The 19,004-nt window shown below is 31.0% G+C and carries 17 protein-coding genes; 3 read left to right on the plus strand and 14 right to left on the minus strand.

The genetic code is table 11. The annotated features are described in order from the left end of the window. Positions 1-87 precede the first annotated feature (87 nt). A complete protein-coding gene (locus tag ACSYT2_RS13535; RefSeq protein WP_430855718.1) occupies positions 88-975 on the plus strand; it encodes a LysR family transcriptional regulator in 888 nt (295 codons plus the stop codon). 8 nt (positions 976-983) lie between these two features. Here the strand turns inward: ACSYT2_RS13535 and ACSYT2_RS13540 are convergent, their stop codons facing one another. From ACSYT2_RS13540 to ACSYT2_RS13555, 4 genes are all read right to left on the minus strand, one after another. Beyond that, the gene (locus ACSYT2_RS13540) at positions 984-1,949 is read right to left on the minus strand and encodes a polyprenyl synthetase family protein (protein WP_430855719.1); all 966 of its coding nucleotides are present in this window, start codon (positions 1,947-1,949) and stop codon (positions 984-986) included. Between the two features lie 10 nt (positions 1,950-1,959). Then, on the minus strand, positions 1,960-2,478 hold the full coding sequence (locus ACSYT2_RS13545; protein ID WP_430855720.1) for a Gx transporter family protein: 519 nt from the start codon (positions 2,476-2,478) through the stop codon (positions 1,960-1,962). Between the two features lie 9 nt (positions 2,479-2,487). Next, positions 2,488-2,886 (minus strand): NusG domain II-containing protein, encoded by a 399-nt coding sequence (locus tag ACSYT2_RS13550; protein ID WP_430855721.1) that lies wholly within the window; start codon positions 2,884-2,886, stop codon positions 2,488-2,490. A gap of 133 nt (positions 2,887-3,019) precedes the next feature. Then, a complete protein-coding gene (locus ACSYT2_RS13555) occupies positions 3,020-4,897 on the minus strand; it encodes an FAD-dependent oxidoreductase (protein WP_430855722.1) in 1,878 nt (625 codons plus the stop codon). Positions 4,898-5,246: 349 nt separating this feature from the next. On the opposite strand from ACSYT2_RS13555, the gene ACSYT2_RS13560 reads away from it, so the two are divergent. Both ACSYT2_RS13560 and ACSYT2_RS13565 read left to right on the plus strand, forming a co-directional pair. Continuing rightward, complete coding sequence (locus ACSYT2_RS13560) at positions 5,247-5,687, plus strand: FMN-binding protein (RefSeq protein ID WP_430855723.1); 441 nt, start codon at positions 5,247-5,249, stop codon at positions 5,685-5,687. 108 nt (positions 5,688-5,795) lie between these two features. Next, on the plus strand, positions 5,796-6,833 hold the full coding sequence (locus ACSYT2_RS13565; protein ID WP_438384976.1) for an FAD:protein FMN transferase: 1,038 nt from the start codon (positions 5,796-5,798) through the stop codon (positions 6,831-6,833). Between the two features lie 209 nt (positions 6,834-7,042). Here ACSYT2_RS13565 and ACSYT2_RS13570 read toward each other — a convergent pair whose 3' ends face one another. The 10 genes from ACSYT2_RS13570 to ACSYT2_RS13615 form a co-directional block, all read right to left on the minus strand. Beyond that, entirely contained in the window at positions 7,043-8,410 is a 1,368-nt protein-coding gene (locus ACSYT2_RS13570) for an MATE family efflux transporter (protein ID WP_430855725.1), read from the minus strand. Positions 8,411-8,412: 2 nt separating this feature from the next. Beyond that, a complete protein-coding gene (eutH, locus tag ACSYT2_RS13575) occupies positions 8,413-9,525 on the minus strand; it encodes an ethanolamine utilization protein EutH (protein WP_438384977.1) in 1,113 nt (370 codons plus the stop codon). Positions 9,526-9,672: 147 nt separating this feature from the next. Then, the gene (locus tag ACSYT2_RS13580; protein ID WP_430855727.1) at positions 9,673-10,068 is read right to left on the minus strand and encodes a carboxypeptidase-like regulatory domain-containing protein; all 396 of its coding nucleotides are present in this window, start codon (positions 10,066-10,068) and stop codon (positions 9,673-9,675) included. 90 nt (positions 10,069-10,158) lie between these two features. After that, the gene (locus ACSYT2_RS13585) at positions 10,159-11,520 is read right to left on the minus strand and encodes an MATE family efflux transporter (protein WP_438384978.1); all 1,362 of its coding nucleotides are present in this window, start codon (positions 11,518-11,520) and stop codon (positions 10,159-10,161) included. A gap of 221 nt (positions 11,521-11,741) precedes the next feature. Further along, positions 11,742-13,073 (minus strand): 6-phospho-beta-glucosidase, encoded by a 1,332-nt coding sequence (locus ACSYT2_RS13590; protein ID WP_430855729.1) that lies wholly within the window; start codon positions 13,071-13,073, stop codon positions 11,742-11,744. Positions 13,074-13,136: 63 nt separating this feature from the next. Further along, positions 13,137-14,225: a DUF871 domain-containing protein gene (locus ACSYT2_RS13595; protein WP_430855730.1), complete on the minus strand. Its 1,089-nt coding sequence runs from the start codon at positions 14,223-14,225 to the stop codon at positions 13,137-13,139. An 18-nt stretch (positions 14,226-14,243) separates the two neighbouring features. After that, entirely contained in the window at positions 14,244-15,140 is an 897-nt protein-coding gene (locus ACSYT2_RS13600; protein ID WP_430855731.1) for an N-acetylglucosamine kinase, read from the minus strand. A 153-nt stretch (positions 15,141-15,293) separates the two neighbouring features. After that, positions 15,294-15,590, minus strand: coding sequence for a PTS sugar transporter subunit IIA (locus tag ACSYT2_RS13605; protein WP_430855732.1), 297 nt, complete (start codon positions 15,588-15,590; stop codon positions 15,294-15,296). A 91-nt stretch (positions 15,591-15,681) separates the two neighbouring features. Next, on the minus strand, positions 15,682-15,987 hold the full coding sequence (locus ACSYT2_RS13610) for a PTS sugar transporter subunit IIB (RefSeq protein WP_430855733.1): 306 nt from the start codon (positions 15,985-15,987) through the stop codon (positions 15,682-15,684). A 239-nt stretch (positions 15,988-16,226) separates the two neighbouring features. Further along, a complete protein-coding gene (locus ACSYT2_RS13615) occupies positions 16,227-18,956 on the minus strand; it encodes a sigma-54-dependent transcriptional regulator (protein WP_430855734.1) in 2,730 nt (909 codons plus the stop codon). Positions 18,957-19,004 lie beyond the last annotated feature (48 nt).

The following is a 19,004-nucleotide window of genomic DNA, read 5'->3' on the forward strand; positions in this document are numbered from 1 at the left end:
TAATATCTATTTGTCATATTTCTTTACAATCCCTATGACTTCTATTATAATAGGTGAAAATACTGAATTTAGAATTAGGAGAATCTTATGCATATTGAAAATTTAAGGTTTTTTTATGAAGTTGCGCAAGCTAAAAGTATTTCAACCGTAGCTAAGGACTCACATATTTCTCAATCTGCCTTAAGTCAGCAATTATTAAAACTTGAGAATAACCTTAATATAAAGTTATTTAATAGGAGTAATAAAGGAGTTACCCTTACTAAAGAAGGGGAAATAGTTTTTAACCATTGTGAAGTAATACTAAGTACGTATAATAAAATGATTGAAGAGCTTGAACATACCAACACAAAAAATAATCTAATTACTATTGATGGTTTAGATATTATTACTTCTACTATAATTCCTATGGCTATTGGTAAAGTTAAGAGATTCTTCCCTAAATATATCTTAAAAATAATATCATCCGAGTTTAGCTATAATAATATATTAAATAGTATTTCTGATATAAATATATCCTATACACAATATCACGATTCATCTACAATAATTACTAAAGAACTATGTAACGATAGATTAGTTTTTATTTCAGACATAAGTTTTAAAAAGGATAAATTAACATTAGAAGACTTCTTATCAACACCATTTATTATGGTAAATGATAAGCTTAATTTAAAAAGGCTTCTTACGAATAGCCTAAGATCTAATAATAATGATATCAGTTTATTACCTATTTTATTTAGTACTAATACTTATCAATCCGCATTAATTGGTATTAAAGAAAATAAAGCTTTGACTGCTATTCCATATAGTATATATCATAATTGTTACAAAACTTTAGGTTATAAGATTATTGAGGTTGAAAAACTTTATTTTCCTCTCACATTATATATTAGTTACGGAGAACAACTTTATAAAAAGGAAAAACATTTTATCGATAAGTTTACTACAATATTAAAAGGCTTCTTAAAGTTTTAAGAAGCCTTTTAATATTCCCTAAGGATTAGCATTTTAGCAATATCCCTTAATATAAACTTATATTCATTCTCTGGTAATCTATCAATTCCCTTAAAAGCTTTGTCAGTATATTTCTTTGCTAAATCCATAGCTTTTAATACTCCATCATGTTCTTTCACTAACTTAATTATATCTTGTACATCATTATCACTAATAGATTTACTATTTAAATATTTATCAAATACATTCTTTTCTTTCTTATAAGCATAAATAAAAGGAAGTGTAAATATTCCTTGCTTTAAATCATTTGCTGCTGATTTTTTTATACTTTTGTCATCACCAACATAATCTAATATATCATCTATTATTTGAAAAGCCATACCGATATTATGTCCTATTTTCCATAATTCTTTAGCCAACTTATCACTACATCCACTCTCTGCTGCTCCTAAATATAATGATAAGGAGAATAACTCAGCTGTCTTTCCTGATATCCTGCTTAAATAATTTTTAACTGATAGGTTATTAGAAAATCTTGAATTTAGTTGTTCAACCTCTCCCATACATATCCTTGACATAGCTCTAGAATCCATCTTAATACTTGCTAATGACGCATTAGATGCTAATATTTTAAAACATACACAGAAAAGAAAATCACCTATATACACGGCATAATCCTTACCATATTTTGATTGAATTGTTTCATTTCCTCTTCTTAATTTTGAGTTATCTATTACATCATCATGAACAAGAGTTGCCATATGAAATAATTCTAATACTGCTCCTAATGCTCTTACTCTTTCTTCATTGTGCTCTCCAAACCTTGATCCTATTACTACGAATGCAGGTCTAAGCATCTTACCACCAGATTCAATTAATTCCAAAATCGAACTTTCAATTACTTTATCTCTACACTTAGTCTCTTTCTTCATTAAGCGTACAATTTGTTCAAGTTCAACTTTTATTTCTTTGTAGTTGTCCCAAATTTTATCCATTTGTTTTACCTCATATTGTTTCTTTGAAATATGGTACTTTATTCAAGTGCTCAATTAAAAAGTTTGCTGTTATACCTATAAATATTCCTGTAACTATACCTACTACAGATAGTACTGGTAAATATAAAGTTACACCTATATTCTGCACAATTGATGCTGCAATTAATATTTGCCCCACATTATGGAAAACTGCACCTGATGCACTTACTCCTATTATGCTCACTTTTGTCTTAAACAACTCCTTAATCAATACCATTGCAAAGAAGCTCATAATTCCACCTGCTGCACTATACATAAATGCTGATAAACTTCCGCCAAAAATAGAACCTAATGTTAACCTTAAAAATAAAACTAAAAATGCTTCTTTCTTACTTAATGTATAAAGAGCTAGCACTGTTACCAAATTAGCTAATCCAAGCTTTGCACCTGGTGTAATAAATGGAACTGGTATCATATTCTCAAATATATGCAGTACTAAAGCCTGTGATATTAATAAACCTATGTATACAATTTTTCTGCTTTTTTTCATTTTTCACCTCTAATATGAAAGAATGATATCATCATCATTTTCACCTAGTATTTGAATCATTACTTTATGTGGCAGGCAAACTAAGCTTTGCCCTGGTTTATTTATATATCCTGGTTCAATACAAACTCTGTCTGGACAATCTGCATCTATTATTGCAATAGATTCATCTTTAACCTTAACAATATTATAACCATCCTTTGTACTAACAACTATCTCTTCTTCTCCCTTATGCCCTGTTAATGGTATCTTTTTATATAACTTACCGCCTATGGTTATCTCTGCATAAGTTAAATCAAAACTTTTCCTATACTTCATTCCCAAAACTATTTCTGGAGTAAAAGATATAACTAGAAGAAATATAATAATTATTATATCCCACTTTTTAAATATGCTTCTCATCTTAAACATAAAAATCCCTCACTCTTAATACGATTCTATGTCAATTATTTTTTAGTTAACAATTAGTTTATCTCTTTATTATACTTTGTAAAATAAAATAAGGTAAGGATGGTTATCTACCATCCTACCCTAATACTGACATTTATTTTTGCTTATATACTGGTGTTCTCTTACCTAACCACCAATTACCTACTATTTTATTTATCCAAGGCATCACATAATAGTCTAATCCAAATGTTCTACCTGCTCCACCCATAAGTGCGATTGATCCAAATGTAAACCATAATATATCCCATCCTGCCATTGCACTTAGAATAAAGTTAACTGTCATTGCCGCTGAAGCACCTGACGCTAAGAATGTAAATAGGCCAACTATTAAGCATAACCCTATACCAATTTCAACCATAACAACTATTCTTTGGAACCAAACAGCTATTTCTGGATTTGGCATAAATACTTGCATTATTGCTTCGTAGAATTTAGGCATCTTTTCTAGTATTGGTGTTGCAAATGTTTGAGCCGCATCTCCTGCTTCTGCTGCTGCTGAAGCCCCTGAATCTGCTGCTGTTTGTAACCATTCAAATGGCATCTTAACATTTCCAGCCTTTAACCAGCTATCTCCACCAATCATATTTCCATTGAAGAATGCATTAATTCCATGTTTTTCCCATGTTCCTTCTCCAACAAATTTCTTTAAACCTTCTAATAACCAAAGTACACCTATATATACTCTAAGTGGTACTAACCATAATCTGTTAGCCTTTGATGATAAATGTCCTCTCATTAAAGATCTCTTATCTTCCATTGAGAAGAACTCGTGTTGAATGTAGTGATAACAAGCATTTATATTATTAACACCCCATAAGTAATGTAAGTTTACTAAGTGCTTCATAAGCATTGCAAAGAATCCTGCAAGCTTCATTCCAGCAACATTAGCAACACAGTATCTTCCACCGATTGAAACCATAAATCCATGGTAGTTTGACTTAAACTTTGTTAATTCTTTATCTTCCATTGACGCAACTATATTCTTAACAATAGTATCGCCAGTTTGTATTGCAGCTTCAACTATTTGTGGAGTTCCCTTTCCTTCTTCCTCTTCATAGTAATTAAGATCTCCAACTACGAATACATCCTTCTTATCCTTAGCTTGCATAAATTCATTTGCAGCTAATCTACCAGCTCTAGCTGTTTCTAGTCCATATTTTGAAGCCTCTTGATTCGCTTGAATTCCACAAGTCCAGATTAAAGTTTTTGTTTCAACTTCTTCTCCACTCTTAAGAATAATCTTATTTGGAGTTACTTCAACTATTGGGCTATTCTTAAGAATAGTCATTCCCTTCTTAGTCATGTAGTTTTCAGCTTTGTCAGCTTGCTTTCTATCTAACATATTAAGAATTGTTCCCATAGCTTCAACTACAAGAAGCTTTACTTCATTTTCATCAACATTATGTTCTTTTGCTAGTCTAGTCTTCCACTCTAATAGCTCCCCAGCCATTTCGATTCCTGTAAATCCTGAACCTGCAACAACAAATGTTAACATTTCTTTTCTCTTAGCTTCATCTCTTTCCATTGATGCTAGTTTAAACATCTTTTGAACATGCTTTCTTATTCTCATAGCATCATCAAATGACCATAGAGTAAATCCATTTTCTTTTACTCCTGGCACTCCGAAGAATGCTGGTTCACTACCTGTTCCTACAACTAAATAATCATATGAATAATTCCCATTAGTAGTTTTTACTTTTTTATTATCAGTATCAACTTTTTCTATTAAGTCTGTTATAACTTTAACTTTCGTTCTCGCAAAAATTTTGCTTAACTCAACTTGCACAGATTCTGGATGTACTCTTCCTCCAGCTACTTCGTGTAGTTCTGTCATTAAAGTATGGAATGGATTTTTATCAATTAATGTAATTTCCACATTTTCATCTTTCTTATACTTCTTCGCTAATTTTTTAGCAACGTGAACGCCACCATAACCAGCGCCTAATATAAGAATATTCTTCTTATTTGACATCTTCTCACCTCATTAATAATTTCACTATAGTTTTAATACTAAACATAAAACTACTCCTAAACAACATGTTGATTTTATAGCTTTCTGAATGATATGTCTATAAGATTAAACTAGTATTACTTACCTCTTTGCTACATTTTTAAAAAATATTTTTGGCTATACCTATTGAAACTACAGGCTTTCATCTGATAATTACATTTTTTACATATTAATTTTATTAATACACCATAAGAAAAAACAATGTCTAACTTTGAATTTTAAGTGTATAATTAACTAGTAATGTCGAGAAAAACCTTTTCTTGACATATTTTTAACATAATAATTAAAATTTCAAGGGGGATTTTTACTTATGAACAAGAAGAGATTAGTAAGTTTAGTTGCTGCTACAATGCTTTCAGTTGCTGTATTAGCTGGATGTGGAAGCAAGAGTGACTTCAAAGATGGAAAGTACGAAGTAGAATCAAAAGCTGCTGATGAAAGAGGTTACAAATCATCTCTAACTATGGAAGTTAAAGATGGAAAGATCACTGAAGTTAGCTACGACGAAGTTAAAGAAGATGGAACTGGTAAAAAGGCTGACACTGAATACAACACAACTATGAAGGGAATTAAGGGAACTAACCCTGCTGAAGCTTTCCCTGCTTTAGAAAAAGCTGTTGTTGAAAAGCAAAGCGCTGACGTTGATTCAGTTTCTGGAGCTACTTCATCAAGTGAATCTTTCAAGAAGTTCGCTGCTAAAGCTATAGAAAACGCTACTGCTGGAACTACTGATAAAGCTATAATCGAATAGTTTTATTAATAAAAGACTTTAGGGAGATCCCTAAGGTCTTTTTCTTGTAATAAATTATTTTTTTTGGTAAAACTATATATAATCTAGTAACTCTCAAGGAGGATTTGTATGAAAAAATATAAAAAGCTATTTTCTTTCACCTTATTACTTTTCATTTCCCTTGGCCTTATATCATGTAGTAAAAAAGAAGGTTCTGAACCACTATCAAAAACGGAATATTTTATGGGTACAGTTGTTACTGTAACACTTTATGATAATCAAGATGAAGAAATAATTAATAAAGCCTTTAATAGAGTAAAGGAAATTGAAGAATTAGTAAGTATCAATACTACAGGTACAGAATTAGATGCCGTTAATGAAAATGCTGGAATAGCTCCTGTAAAAGTAAGTCATGACACTTTTACAATAGTTAAAAAAGGACTTGAATATTCAAAACTTACAGATGGGTACTTTGATATAACCGTAGGACCATTAGTTAAGCTTTGGAGTATAGGGCTTCCTGAAGCAAAGGTTCCTACACAGGCCGAAATAGATGAATCTTTAAGATATATAGGCTATAGTGACCTTGAACTAAATGAAGCAGAGCAAACTATATACTTAAAGAAAAAAGGAATGTTAATTGATTTAGGTGGAATTGCTAAGGGGTATACGGCTGATGAAGTTGCTACTATTCTAAAAGAAGAAGGTGTTACTAAAGGAATTATCGACTTAGGTGGTAATGTCTATGCATTAGGAGAAAAAGCTGAGAATACTCCATGGAAAATAGGTGTTCAAAATCCATCTGAAACTCGTGGAGAAATAGTTGGATCTTTAACACTAGAAAATAAATCTATAGTAACATCTGGTATTTACGAAAGATTCATAGAAAAAGATGGGAAAAAATATCATCATATTCTTTCTTCATTTAATGGATATCCATATGAAAATGAAATAGCCGGCGTTACTATAATAAGCGATACCTCTATGGATGGTGATGCCCTTTCAACTTCTGTTTTTGCAATGGGTGTGGATAAAGGCCTAGAGTTTATTAATACTCAAAAAGATATTGAAGCAATTTTCGTAACAAAAGATAATAAAATTTATTTATCTGAAGGTGCACAAGAAATCTTTAAATTAACTAATACAGATTTTACTATAGTAAATTAAAATGGTACTTCATACTGAAGTACCATTTTTTAATTACTCAACAATCTTCTTGTTGAAAAAGTTATATATCATTTCCACAACTGAACCAACTACACCTACTAAAACTAGTCCATATATTAATTCCATACGCATCACTTCCTTTGTACATTCAAGTTAATTATATTTTTCTGCTGACCTTAGAGAGATATACCTATCTTCCTAATATTTATCTAAATTAACTCTAGGTCTTTTTCAATCTTTCTTCTCCTGATAAAAATAAAATAATATAATGTAATCATTATTATCCCCTTAATTACAGAAGTAATACTTATACTCCACCATACTCCATCAATACCTAGTAAAGTAGACATGGATAAAAGCATAGCTAGAGGTATTCTAATAGCTGTAAATAGAATACTTACTATAGAAGGTATACTTGTATTTCCTAATCCTCTGAATGCTCCAGATGTAGTTATCTCTATACACATAAATATTTGGGAGTATCCCAAAATTCTTAAATAATCCACACCCCCACTTATAACCTCTGCCTCTGGAATAAATAATGTGAATACTTCCCTTCCAAATACAATCAATACTATAGATGCTACTAATCCAACAAATACAGATACACCTATAGTAGCCTTAAATCCTTTTTTTATCCTCTCTGGTTTTCTAGCACCATAATTTTGTCCTATAAATGTGGTTAACGCAGTTCCAAAACCTCCTGCTGTCATCCATGAAATCGCCTCAATTTGCGATCCTACTTTTTGAATAGCTATAGCTGACGCCCCCCATTGAGCAGCTATTCTCCCAAGGACCATTGAAAATAAAGTGAAACACCCATTTTCTATGCATGCAGGCATACCTAGCTTAACTATATTTTTTATAAATAACTTATCTATGTATTTTAAAACCTTTTTCCCTGTGATATATTCATTCTTAATATAAGCCACTACAAAAATACCTGTAACTACAACTTGAGCTAATACTGTTGCTATGGCAGCTCCTGATACCCCCAAAGCTGGTATAGAACCAAATCCAAATATCAGAAGTGGATCGAATATCATATTAAAAATTAAGCCTACTGTATTTATAATAAAAGGCGTTTTACTATTTCCAGATGCAGTAAATATACTTGTGAATATAGGATTAATAAAACTAAAAATAGTTCCTAATATAACAATAACTAAATACTCATTAGCCATATTTATAATTGTTGTATCTCCTAAATTGAAGAATCCTATTAGAGGCTTTTTTAATATTAAAATTATTATGGTGTAACCTATTGCTAAAACCATATTTATTAAAACACTATTTACTATAAACTTGTCACGTTCTAACTTATTTCCCTTTCCTATAGATTGTGATACTCCTACCTCAATTCCAACCTTAGATATAAATACTAATGCCATTCCAAGCCAAGGAAAAAATCCAGCCGTACCTACTGCTGCAACAGCTTCACTCCCTACCCGCCCTATCCATATCATATCAGTCATATTATAGGCCATTTGTATAAAAGATGTTCCTAATATAGGTAGAGATAGCGCAATTAATGACCTCAATATCCCTCCTGAAACTAAATCTAAATGTTTTTTCATATTTACTCCCCTTCTGTTATCAGCTTGTTAAAATTATTTTTCTTTTTCTCTTCTATATTAATTATGTATAGTGCAAGAATAATAGATAATACACCAGCTATAATCTTTGTTATTAAATATACACTTATCATATCTCCTTCCACACTTGCAACAAATCCTAATTGTCCGCCTAGCACATATGCCCCTGATACAGAAAATGCTGAACAAATTATCCTTCCCTTTTCATCTAATTTTTCAAAATTTGAAAAAACTATTATTGCTGATGCTAGAGATCCTATTAAAGCTGCAACAGATTCATTATTAATTCCAATCTTTTTTCCAATAAAACTTAATTGCTTTTTTAATAATTTTTGCACACATTCCAACATAACATATGCACCACCTAAAAATATTGCTATCTTTCCAACGATATATAAAGCTTCTTTTAAGGGCATAACAGAACTTAATATCTCTATACCCGAAATAGAAAATATTCCTTGAACTATAAGACCTATTGTGCTTGCAAAAACTATAAGTCTTCCAATATATTTAAAAATTATCAATGTTAACTTTGGTTTAAATACTATTCCTAACGACAATAAAATAGCTAACAAAATTATTGGTAGTATGTTTATTAATAATGCTCCTATAGTTATATCTAATAGAAGCCCTCCAATAAAAAGAGCCACAGGTATGGTTATAATTCCACAAAGTATCCCCTTTGTAAGGGATGACATATATTCTTCTTTTACTAATCCTAATGCAAGTGGTAACGTAAAACTAAGTGTACACCCTAAAATTGAGGCTATTATAATTCCTGAAAACACTGCAAAATTTTCTGTATTCGCTATCCCTAAAGATATATTATAAGCACCCATATCCACCGCAATAAAGCTTGCTGGGAATACTGATGGATCTAATCCTAATGCTTTAGAAATAGGTGATAATATCTCACTTAATAATTTCGCTACTAATGGAGTTATTGATAATATTCCTATCATTGATATTACTAGGGGTCCCATTGTCTTTATTCCTTCTTCAAATACACTTCCTAACTTTAATCTATTTCCTTCAAAATAGTCTATAGCCCCTACAACAAAGAAAATAGATACTATGTATAATAATATTTTTTCCATCACGCCTCCAAAAATTATATTTTATTCTAAGGATTCAAACTATAATATCATATAATACCTTTTAAAGGATAGTATATAATACCAGTAAAAGAATAAAAAGCCCTTAAATAAGGGCTTTTTTTGAAAGTTAAAACAATAACCTAGCGATTAGCAACCGCAATTATTATCTTTATGGCCATTTCCACAACCACTTGTTGGATTAACGCCTATGCATTTTCCATCATAGCAATTAACATCTAAAGGCATATATTTAACTTGGATATTGTCCTTATAAACTTTAAGCATATATTTTCTATTTGGACATAAAGGTCCTAGTAAGAATTGACCATATTGATCTGTAAATGTGTGAGTTAGAGGACAAGGTAACTTACAACCATCTACAACTTGTAGTAATTTAACAACAGCATCAGCTACTGGATTACCACAAGAATCTAAAACTGTACCATGAATAACAGCTCTTTTTTCTACTGGTAATTTTATAACTGCCTCGATTTGTTGATTTTCTCTTGGACATACTGAACAAACAGCAACTTTTCCGCTCATAACTTTTACCTCCATTGTTCTTTATACTATAAAATATGTTTGTCCAAGAGAAACGTGATATAAATTCAACAAATTATGATTTTTTTCTACTTAATATTCCCCTACAAGATTATTGATCCACTTCTTAGATTTAAACCTTCTATAGCACAATATTACCTTTACTAACTCCTCTGCTGTGCACAAAGCATACACTAAGTGTACTGGTAACTTAAGCATGAATGCTCCTATAAAAGCTAACGGTACCCCTATAAACCACATAGTACATGCTTCAATTAATAAAGATGTCTTAGCATCTCCTCCACCTCTTAAAACACCAACTATAATAATTATGTTATATACTCTAATTATCATAATCATTGCTATTACATATAATATATCTTTTGCCCAAGTTCTTACTTCATTAGAAACATCAAATATCTCAACTATATTACCTGATAGTAAAACTAATCCTAAAGATAAAATCACTCCTATAGTACATCCCAGCTTAACTGACCTTTTACCATATTCATATCCCTTTTGATAATTTCCTCTACCTATTTCATTACCAACTATAACTAATGCAGCAGAACCTATCCCAAATATAACAACCATAAATAAATTGTTTACAGTTGTTGCTATCTGCACTGATGCTATAGCTTGAGTTCCTATTCTTCCATAAATAACATTGTACATTACAGAACCTAATCCCCAACAACCTTCATTTAATAAAACAGGAATCATCGTAATAAATATCATTTTCACAAATCTTTTATCAAAAGAAAATAGTTCTTTTATTTTTGCAGCTAATACTCCATTTGTAATATATATATATCCTAATAGAATAACAACTTCTAATACTCTTGCAATAACTGTAGCTATAGCTGCTCCTTTTACTCCTAATGCTGGTGCACCTAAATTACCAAAAATTAATATCCAGTTAAAAAAAGTATTAATTAATAAAGCTATTCCACTTATTACCATTGGAACCGCCGTTTTTTCTATACACCTTGAGGCAGTAGCATAATTAAATGTCAATGCTGTAAATGTGTAGCTTAAACAAACTATCACCAGATAATCTGCTCCAAGGCTTATTACCTGTGGATCCTTATTAAATATAGAAATTATCATCTCTGGAGATACTCTAGCCCAGATAGTAAATAATAGCCCTATTCCTAATGCAAATAATGTTCCAAGTCCTACTATTCTCCTAATATTATCAACATCTTTCTTCCCCCAATATTGAGAAGTAAAGATTGCCATACCGCTAAAAATACCCATTATTAGTATATTAAATAGAAAGAAATACTGATTACTTATTCCTACTGCTGCTATTTCTTTTTCTCCTAACTTTCCAATCATTATAGTATCTACTATATTAAGAGAGGATGTTATAAAGTTTTGAATTATAATAGGTACTGCAATTAACAATATTTTTTTATAAAATTCCTTATCTTTTTTTAATAAACTCTTCATATGTCCCCCTAAAAAAATAAAGCCTCCACCTAACAAGAGTTAAAGTGGTTGCTTTTCACTATATTTCATCTATATTATTTACATGTTGATTATTTTACCATATACTTTTTTTCCTTGTCAAACTCCTTTAATAATATCCATTCCTATAAAAACTATTCATATCATATTATTTCCCATAACAAAAAAAGATGAGCAATATAATTGCTCACCTTTAACAATAATTATTTACTTTCAAAATATTCTTTAAATTGTGGTAAATAATCTTTATGTGCTTCTAATAGCTCATCTAATAAAATCTTAGCCATCTTATCTGAAGATACTAATGGATTCATAGACATAGCCATTAATGCCTTATGATAATCACCAGTCACAGCTGCATCAATAACTAATTTTTCAAATGTCTTAATTTCTTGAACTAATCCATTTACTGCTACAGGCAATTTACCCATTGCTAATGGTCTTGGTCCTTCCTTAGTTATAACACATGAAACCTCTACTGCTGAATCATTATCTAACCCTTGGATTGCTCCATTATTTCTACAATCTACAGGTTGTATATCACCCTTATCATTATATATTGAATGAATTAATCTACATGCAGCATCTGAATATAAAGATCCACCTCTCTTCTCAAGTTGTGGTGGCTTTATATCTAAGTTAGGATCTTTGTATAACTCAAATAAATCATCTTCTAATCTCTTAACTACTTCAGCTCTAGTTTCTCCCTTAGAGAATTCTTTCAACTCACTATGAAGCATTTCTGATGTTTCATAGTAGTATTTATGATATGGGCAAGGCATCATTCCTAATGCCTTTACAAAATCAGCATCCCATTCAAAGTCACTAATATTTTTAACAATTGAGCCCATCTTACCAGCTGCAATTGAATCAACTACTTTTTCTGTAACATCTTCCCCATCTAAGAATATTTTCTTTCCATATACCATATGGTTTAGTCCAACGAAGTCCATTCTTATTCTATTATGTTCAACACCTAACATATTAGCTGCTGCTTTTTCCATATTTATTGGAACATTACATAAACCTATTACCTTTTTATTTTTACCATACTTAATTACAGCTTCAGTAACCATTCCTGCTGGGTTTGTAAAGTTAATTAAGAAAGCATTAGGACATAATTCTGACATATCCTTATCTATATCTAAGATAACAGGAATTGTTCTTAAAGCTTTAAACATACCACCTGCACCATTAGTTTCTTGCCCTATTAGTCCATGACTTAAAGGAATTCTTTCATCTTTAATTCTTGCATCTAGTAATCCAACTCTTAATTGAGTAGTTACAAAGTCTGCATCCTTTAAAGCTTCTCTTCTATCTAAAGTTAAATGTATTTCCATTGGGACACCAGCTTTTTTTACCATTCTCTTAGCTAGCTCACCAACGATTTCTAACTTGTGTTTACCTTCTTCAATATCAACTAACCATAATTCCCTAACTGGTAATTCATCATATCTTTTTATGAAACCTTCTACTAATTCTGGAGTATAACTTGATCCTCCACCTATAGTAACTATTTTAATACCTTTTTTCACAATGGCACCTCCCATTAATTTTATAATAAAGGGCTATGGATCCACCCACAGCCCAGTCTTGTTTTATTTTTTAAGCTTAAATGCAAACTTTGACCAAGGTTGAATTAAATCTAATAGGAATAACTCTTCTTCTACTATTCTAGCAACTACATTACTCTTTCCACTATTTTTCATATCTTTAAGAGCTACTTGTAATTCTCCAGCATATCTAGTGTATAGATCTGATTCGATGATAACATCTCCTCTTTTAATATCTGGTGTATTAAATGGAGGGAACTTCTCACCCTTATACTTAACTCTTGATTGAGTTGATCTAGCCATATATTCTGAATTATCCCCTCTATTAAAGTGGAATTCATCAAGAACTATCTTTCTTTCTATTTCTGGAATATCATCAACTAATTCAACAGTAAATTCTAATAAATCCTTGTTAATTTCGCTTAATGCTTTTAATTCTGCTTCTGATGCAAAACAATTAGCTACTATAACATCATCTATACCTGTTGCAAATAAATGCTTAGCTTGAACTTCTATTGGCATATCTCTATGCATTTCTAGTGTACATAAGCCTTCTGATACTGGCCATGGTCCAAATTCAGCTGTAGGTGAATTTACAAAGGCAGCTGTATTTATACCTAATTCTTTAAATTGATCAGTACATTTAATGTAATGATCTAATGAAAGTCCTGTATAAACATGTGGATAGAAGTTATGACATCCATATATATTTTTAACATTAGGTCTAAATGACATTATGTTATCAACATACTTTGTTCCATTACTCATATTTAATTCCACTTTTAATCCATATGGATTAAATGACATTATAGATTCTTCGTTACCAGCAAATCCCTCATCAAATCTTATTCCGCTTAATCCCATTTCACTAAATACAGATAAGTCAGTTATTGATGCACCTAAGTTTTTAAATACTGTTGGATCTAAATCAGCAATTACTTCCATCCCATGAGCATTTGCAACATCTAGCATCCTCTTAAATTCTGCAACAACTTCCTCTGTTGTTTTACCTTCTACAGATAATAAACAAGTAAATATTCTCTTAAATCCATATTTAGCTGCTAATTCTATATATTCAATAATTTCATCCATAGAACCGTGACTTGGATAAACTGAAATTCCTAACCTCTTCATAATTATGTCCTCCAGATTTTATAAATTCTGTTCTTTTTTATATAAGTAGTAGGCTCCCTTTGCTGCAGAAACGTCATTTTCTACAAAATCTACTACATTTATATTTTCTTTTAAGTAATTTTCAAAGGCTTCTCTAACAAATTTAGATTTTCTTATAACGCCTCCTACTAATCCTATTCTACATTTTTCAAACTCTAATTTCTTAAATACCCTTTCAGCTGCTTTAGCAATTTCTATTCCTTCATTAACTAAAACCTCTTTTGCAAATTTGTCTCCCTTTTCAGCATGAACTGAAACCAAACCTGCCATTGCTGCAATTTCATCTTTTGTTGCCGAATAAATAAACCCTACAATTTCATCAACATGATTCATATTTAGTTTGTCAAGAATAGCTTGTGATAATTCACTTCTTTTTAAACCAAAATCTTCTTCATGAATCATATTTTTAAATGCTTCTATAGATATTTTATAAGCGCTTCCTTCATCACCAAGTAAATGGCCCCATCCACCACATCTTGCTTGTCTATTATTTTTAACTCCAAAGGCAGTTGACCCAGTACCAGCAATAACTAAAATACCATCTTCACCTTCTAATAGCGCCTTTAAAGCTAAATCTCCATCGTTCATAATAATAGAATCTCTTTGGAATTTGCTTTTAACTTCTTTATAGATTACTTCTGCATGATCCCCCACTTCAGATCCTGCAAGTCCTAAATATATTCCCTTTAACCCGTCTTCTCCAAGCTTATTAATTAACTCTTCTATTGAAGTAGTTATGTTATTTAAAGCTTCTTGTTTCCCATTAACTAGATTCCCAAAACCAGTTAACGCTCTAGCTAATACTTCACCATTAAGATCATAGGCAACAGCTTCGGTTTTAGTACCACCGCCATCAACACCAATTACATAACTCATAGCTACTCTCCTCTTTATATAATTTCCTCTCTGCAGATCTACACTAATTTTAACTTCAATATAAATATAATTATGTTAAATAATTAGCCTGTTATATACTGTTATAATCAACGAACTCTAATGGAAACCATTAGAGTTCGTATTAAATTCAGACTATAATCTTGCGTATATGTCTATAAATTCGTTAGCTAAGTCTTTCACAGTCATTGATGTCATGAAGTGATCTTGTGCATGGCACATTAATAATGACATTTCAACTTTATCTCCGCCAGCTTCTGCTTGGATTAAGCTTGTTTGTGCATTATGAGCATGTCCTAACTGTTCATCTGATTTCGCAATTAGTGCTTTTGCTTCTTCGATCTTTCCTTCTTTTGCTGCTTGAATTGCTTCCATAGCATAACTTCTTGCTTCTCCGCTATTCATTATTAGTCCTAATATAATTTCTTCCATTACTCTAAACTCCTTCTCGTATCTACTATAATTATTGTCCTAAGAAGTACCCCCCAGTAACTCCCTATTTATCCATTAAATCAAACTTTTATTATTTAGCCATGCTTAATGCTAAAGCTAAAACCTTTGCTCCGTTCATAGTACCATAATCAACTGTTGGTATTATGTCTACTGGAATACCCATTGGCTCATATTTTGATTTCATCTTGTTTAATAAGAATCTAACTTGTGGTCCTAATAAAAGAACATCCATTTCGCTTTCGTGATTCTTAACATCTGCTTCACCCATAGCTTGAATTGAACACTCAATACCTTGGTCCTTTGCAGCCGCTTGCATCTTAGTTACTAATAAACTTGTTGACATACCTGCTGAACAACATAAAATTATTTTTGTCATGGTTAATTCCCCCTTGAATCTTTTTTATTTTAATTTTAATTATTTACTTTTGCACTATATATTATAAGCAATTGTCATGCCAACTATTCATATTTCATAATTTTTTTTATTTTTCTAAAAATACATTGATATTACTAGCTTTGCATCTACTCATAAAAAAAATAACTGTGCAATTTAATTACACAGTTATTTTACACACTATTTTACACACTATTTATTTTACACACTAATGATAACTTTTACACAGTTTTATTATTTTCTGTAACCATTCTAACTATAAATGCTAATTCATCTTCCCCTATATTAATATTATAGTTCATCTCAAGCTTTCTCAAACTTTGTTTTACTAAAATAAATTCCTTGCTGTGCTTATTTCTATACTCGTTAAGCTTTTCAAAGTTTCTTCCCTTACCTCCACTAATTGTTTTTTCTATAAGGAAGCATAAATGTATTACAATACCTACTTTCACTTCATGAGATACTTTAATCTCTAATCTTTCTTCAATATCCTTTATAGCCTCTCTAACTAAATTTACTAATGCTATCCCATCAATATCTGTTAATTGACTATCTATTGACTTAGATATCTTTCTAAAGTCTCCCTCTTCATTTATCCATTCATCGAGTTTTTCTATTCCATCACCTGCTAGAATATCTGGTGCTGGAATAAATGGAATTCCTTCAACATTTAAAGTTACAGTTCCAACAACTCCTAATATATTGTAATCATTCCTTAAGCTTTCCACCTTCTCTGAAAAATCACTTTTATCTAATATATTTAGAGGTACTATTTTCACCTTTTCACTATTTACTAGTCTTTGATTTAATATCTGTCTTAACTTTTCAGCAGATCCTTCACCTGTAAAACAAGCTGTAATAATCATGTCTCCCTTTGTTTCTTTCGGCACCTTTATTCCTTGAATACCATATCTACTTATATCTAAACATGATTTATATATCTCATTTAAACTTCTTCCATTTAAAGCTTTTCTACCAGCCTCTATAACTAATAAGGTGCTTGTCATATCAATGGTTTTAACAGGAATACCTGTTTCTTCTTTAATCATATCACCAAAATTAGTTAGTGATCCCATATCTACTAAAAACAGTACTCCCTTTCCGGAGTTAATTTCTAGAACCTTATTTTTAACAATTTCATACATCTTCTCTGCTTTCATACTTAATGGCATATCTAAGGCTATAGTATAATCTTCACCTATGAGTGTATTTGCAACCTCTACCATACTTGTAGCAGTTGAATGACCATGCATTATTACAACAACAGCAACCTTACCGTCTTTTTTCTCATCTATCTCATAAGGTCTAGCTGCTATAAACATTGTTAAATACCCAATTTCATCTAAAGGCACTTGAATACCAAAGGTACTATCTATTTTCTTTGTAGCCTCCATAGCTACTAAAAATTCATCTGCATACTGAACTCTTATAAAATTCAACTTCGGATGATATATTTTATTACCTTGTTTAATTCTTTCTAAGCTACCTTGAAGGTGAAGCGCAAGTCCGAAATATACCTTCTCATCATATTGTCTATTTAATCTTTTAGCTGCTAGCGCTAATATCTCTTCTACCATATCAACTATACTAACATCAACTATTTTACTAATTTCTTCTTTTCTGAATTGTCCTGGTAAATCTCTTATATATTTTTTAAAATAACTTTCTATATCAATGTTTAAAATATCATTTATTTCTTTCTCTTCTAATCCCTTTTTCTTAAGTTCCTCTAGCTTACTTTCAATAATGTCATAGAAGTATTCTCCATGAATATACTCCTCTTCTTCCTTTACCATATTGAATATATTATCATTATCCTTATATGAAAATCTTAATACATCCCCCATATTTGCAAGTAGCTCATCTATTTCTAACCTATAGTCTTGAAGCTTCATTAGCCCTTTCTTAACTCTCTGATGTAAATCGGACTGCTCAATTAAAATGAAATCCCTTCCATTTGCCTTATAATTTAGAAATGCTTTTGCACAAGCTAATTGGATATCGCTTTTAAGTTGACCTATATTATTTGGACAATCATATAGAAGATAAGATATTAGTGCGTTTTTATTAAAGTAAATACTCTTAGATAGCCTAACTGATTCTGCTTTTATAAATTGTTCCAATAAATAATATCTTTCTTGAATACTTCTTTCTTTTAAAGATGGTAAAGTTATACTCATAGGTATTCTTCTTGTAAATGTCTTTAACATAAAGGACTGTGGATCTTCTGTAGTTGCTGCTACAATCTGAGCTTCAACGTGAATCGGATTATCAGTCTCTCCTAAAGGCCTAAAATATCCCTTATCTATATAAGTAAATAACATTTCTTGTCCTTGTGGTGATAATCTATGTATTTCATCTAAAAATATTATTCCACCATCTGCTTTCTTTAACAATCCATCTTTATTAGTATCAGCACCAGTATATGCCCCCTTCTTCACACCAAATATCTGAGCCATAACTAATTGAGGGTTATCTGCATAATCTGCACAATTAAATCTTATAAAAGGTGCATCTTTCTCTATAACCTTTGATTCTTTTGCAAATAAATACATAAGCTCAGCAAACATAGATTTTCCTACACCAGTTTCTCCTAATATTAACGTATGAAGTCCTCTAGGTGGATAAAGCATTGCAGCCTTTGCTTGCTGTATTGGAACCTGAAGACTTTGACTTGCACCTACCATTTTATCAAGGCTATTATTACCTTCTATTTCAGAAACCGCCATCTCGTCTTTACTTCCATTATTAACTCCATTAGAAATAGAGTAGATAACAGGTCTACCCTCTATTTTATCCACTCTATTTTCCTTGAATAAACTATTTAAGTATCTAGAAACATTTGCTCTATCTAGACCCATAAAATCACTTAATTCTGCTGCTGAAACTCCTCTTTGCTCTTCCTTCTGCAATTGAAGTAATGAATTATACACTTGATCTAATTTACTCATATCAGCCCTCCAATGGAAATAGTTACTCCCATTATACTATAATTCAAG

This window comes from Clostridium zhoujianii (genome assembly GCF_051590805.1).
GTDB lineage: Bacteria > Bacillota > Clostridia > Clostridiales > Clostridiaceae > Clostridium.

Coding starts and splice junctions, on each gene's coding strand:
- ACSYT2_RS13535 (WP_430855718.1), top strand. CDS start 88: ATGCATATTGAAAATTTAAGGTTTTTTTATGAAGTTGCGCAAGCTAAA.
- ACSYT2_RS13540 (WP_430855719.1), bottom strand. CDS start 1,949: ATGGATAAAATTTGGGACAACTACAAAGAAATAAAAGTTGAACTTGAA.
- ACSYT2_RS13545 (WP_430855720.1), bottom strand. CDS start 2,478: ATGAAAAAAAGCAGAAAAATTGTATACATAGGTTTATTAATATCACAG.
- ACSYT2_RS13550 (WP_430855721.1), bottom strand. CDS start 2,886: ATGTTTAAGATGAGAAGCATATTTAAAAAGTGGGATATAATAATTATT.
- ACSYT2_RS13555 (WP_430855722.1), bottom strand. CDS start 4,897: ATGTCAAATAAGAAGAATATTCTTATATTAGGCGCTGGTTATGGTGGC.
- ACSYT2_RS13560 (WP_430855723.1), top strand. CDS start 5,247: ATGAACAAGAAGAGATTAGTAAGTTTAGTTGCTGCTACAATGCTTTCA.
- ACSYT2_RS13565 (WP_438384976.1), top strand. CDS start 5,796: ATGAAAAAATATAAAAAGCTATTTTCTTTCACCTTATTACTTTTCATT.
- ACSYT2_RS13570 (WP_430855725.1), bottom strand. CDS start 8,410: ATGAAAAAACATTTAGATTTAGTTTCAGGAGGGATATTGAGGTCATTA.
- eutH (WP_438384977.1), bottom strand. CDS start 9,525: ATGGAAAAAATATTATTATACATAGTATCTATTTTCTTTGTTGTAGGG.
- ACSYT2_RS13580 (WP_430855727.1), bottom strand. CDS start 10,068: ATGAGCGGAAAAGTTGCTGTTTGTTCAGTATGTCCAAGAGAAAATCAA.
- ACSYT2_RS13585 (WP_438384978.1), bottom strand. CDS start 11,520: ATGAAGAGTTTATTAAAAAAAGATAAGGAATTTTATAAAAAAATATTG.
- ACSYT2_RS13595 (WP_430855730.1), bottom strand. CDS start 14,225: ATGAAGAGGTTAGGAATTTCAGTTTATCCAAGTCACGGTTCTATGGAT.
- ACSYT2_RS13600 (WP_430855731.1), bottom strand. CDS start 15,140: ATGAGTTATGTAATTGGTGTTGATGGCGGTGGTACTAAAACCGAAGCT.
- ACSYT2_RS13605 (WP_430855732.1), bottom strand. CDS start 15,590: ATGGAAGAAATTATATTAGGACTAATAATGAATAGCGGAGAAGCAAGA.
- ACSYT2_RS13610 (WP_430855733.1), bottom strand. CDS start 15,987: ATGACAAAAATAATTTTATGTTGTTCAGCAGGTATGTCAACAAGTTTA.
- ACSYT2_RS13615 (WP_430855734.1), bottom strand. CDS start 18,956: ATGAGTAAATTAGATCAAGTGTATAATTCATTACTTCAATTGCAGAAG.